The organism is Pseudomonas delhiensis, from assembly GCF_900187975.1.
Classification (GTDB): Bacteria; Pseudomonadota; Gammaproteobacteria; order Pseudomonadales; family Pseudomonadaceae; genus Pseudomonas; species Pseudomonas delhiensis.
Genome location: NZ_FZPC01000069.1, coordinates 1 through 2,461, shown reverse-complemented (window position 1 = coordinate 2,461; position 2,461 = coordinate 1). Strand labels below are relative to the sequence as shown.

At 62.3% G+C, this 2,461-nt stretch carries 1 protein-coding gene; it reads right to left on the bottom strand.

What is annotated here, in order from left to right; all coding sequences use genetic code 11:
* A partial coding sequence (locus tag CHC02_RS29725) for a type VI secretion system Vgr family protein (RefSeq protein ID WP_089394940.1) occupies positions 1–2,315 on the bottom strand: 2,315 nt, incomplete at its 3' end.
* Positions 2,316–2,461 lie beyond the last annotated feature (146 nt).

Genomic DNA, 2,461 nt, shown 5'->3' with positions numbered 1-2,461 from the left:
TCCGGATGGGTAGCCGGCATGCTGGCCGGTCCTTGGTGGTCGAAGTGCGCCGACTTGATCAGGTAGTCACCCTGGGTGCCGGATTCGATGCCGTGCTGGTCCAGGCTGATATAGGTGCCAGCGGCATTGAGGATGATTTTCTTCTTGGCGGTGATGTGGATTTCGTCCTCGGTGCTGACGATGTCCATCCCCATGCGGGCGAGGATTTCCATGCGGTCGTTCTGCGCCTGGATCTGCACCGCCCCCTGGTTGGCGATGAGCTTCATGCCGAGCTTGCGCACGAACAGGCTCAGGCCTTCGCCCACGCCGATGAACAGGCGCTTGACCACACTCACGTCAGCCTCGTCGCCGGCGTTCAGCATCAGGTTGCGCTCGGCGGCCAGCTGCAGGTGCTGACCACTGGTGAGCGCCATGCCTTGCGGGGCGCTGATCAGAGTCACCGAGGCTTGCAGTTTGTCCAGGCGTTCACTGAGCAGGGTCAACTGCGCCTGGACGTCTGCCGGATCGGCCTTGGCGGTTTCGGCATCGGCGGAGAGCTTTTGAAGTTCATCGCCGGCCTGCTTGAGTCGGGCGACTGCTTCCTGCATGGCTAGCACCTGCCCCTGGGCACCGGGCTGTACGTCAGCGCTGATGAACACGCCCTTACCCGCGCGCACCGATCCCCAGCCATCGGTTCTCAGCTCGAAGCCTTCGCCGCGCTTCTGGCGTTTGGCATCCACCAGGTGACCGAGGTTGAGCTGACTTTTGCCCGAATACTCGGTGCTGACCTTGATGTGTTCCTGACCGCGCGTATCGTCCAGGCGGATTTTGTTATTACTGGGAGTTCTAAGAATATTTCTCTTATGGTTTCTAATTGTGACGTGATCAGGTTGCAGGTTTGTGTGCAGTGCATGGGCTATAAACGGGCGGTCAGGGTCGCCCTGCTCGAAGGCCACGGCGACTTCGGTGCCGGCCAGCAGCGGTAGGTGCAGGCCGTAGGTGTCGCCGGCGTATGGCCGGGCCAAGCGCAGCCGCATGCTCTCGCGGCCGGCGGGCCATACGTCCCTATCAAACAGGAAATTAACGCGATACCGGCCTTCTTCGTCGATGTCGCTATACGGGTCGTTCTGCTGCGGGCTGGTGACGCGTGCCGGGACGGTGCCGGCAATGCGCGGCTTGGCCGGTACCGGCGGGCGGAAGGCAACGTTGCCGTCGGGGATGGCTTCAAAGCGCACTTCGAAGCTGCGATCACGGGCGGCGGTGCAGTGGGTGCGAACGATCAACGCACCTTCGGTGAACGCGGCGGGTGCGCCGCCTTCGACCTTGAGCACGAGGCCGGGGGCCAGGGCGGCGCTGCTGCTGGCGCCGTCGAGGCGGAGCTGGTCGTTCAGATAGCGCTCGTGGGCCAACTGCGCGTAGAACACGCCGCTTTCGGCATGGCCTTCTTCATCATCACGCGCCAGGGGATCACCGAGGGTTTGATAAGGCTCGTCGGCGTAATGGTAGGCCTCGCCGTAGGTGGTGGTGGCGCCACGGGTCAGGTCGGCCTGGCCATCAAGGTTGGCGCCGGCGTCGCGCGAGTAGTAGGCGCGGGTGCTGACCAGTTGCTGGACGACCTGGTGATCGGCCTGCAGCCCCCACACGGCATCCTGGCCGGTGGTTTCCAGGCCGCTCAGGGGGCGCAGCGGCAGGGTAATGTCACGTTCATAGTGCATGGGCGAGTCCTTGAACTCGACCACATCGATTTTTAATCGCGCGTCCATGCTGAAGGAAAACCAGATTCCGCGTTCAGCGCAGAGTCTTTTGATGTAGGCAAGGTCTGATTCGCCGTATTGAAGTAGCTGGTCGTGCTGTTTGTACGTTCTGCCGAGGTCGATGAGGAAATCTTGCCCACGCATGCCATGGCGCCGCAGGATGGTTTCTACCACCTCGGGCACGCTCTGGTTTTGGAAAATGCGGTACTGGCAAGTCTTATCGAGCAGGGCCAGGCGTGGCTCCAGCGTCAGCTCATAGCGCGCTTCGTCTCGGGATGCCGAGAGCCTTTTGAAGCGAGTTATGACGCCATGAAGAGTGCGCAGCGGCGCCACAGGAGGCGGTGTGAAGCCGCGAATGGACACCGAGGGCGGCGCGGCACGCAGGCTGAAGCTGGCGTCCTTACCGAGCATGCTGTCGGCGGCGATGTCGAGGTTGGGGCTGGTTACCTCGATGGCGTAGCAAAACGTCTCGCTGAGTGCTTCGGTGCCGGAGAACGCCAGGACGTCCAGCAGAGCACGCTGGCCATCCACCGTGACGGTATGGCGGGAATGATCGAAGAATGTGCGTATCTCGTTGAGCATGGTCAGACCTCCGCGCTTTCAAGAGCCGAAGGCTCTTCACTGCATTCCAGGGCGATACCGTCATCAGCGCTGTAGCCGTGCGTGACGGCCGTCGTTTGGCGCTGCAGCAGTTGCTGGCTGAGCACCGGCAGGATTTGCTGGTTGAG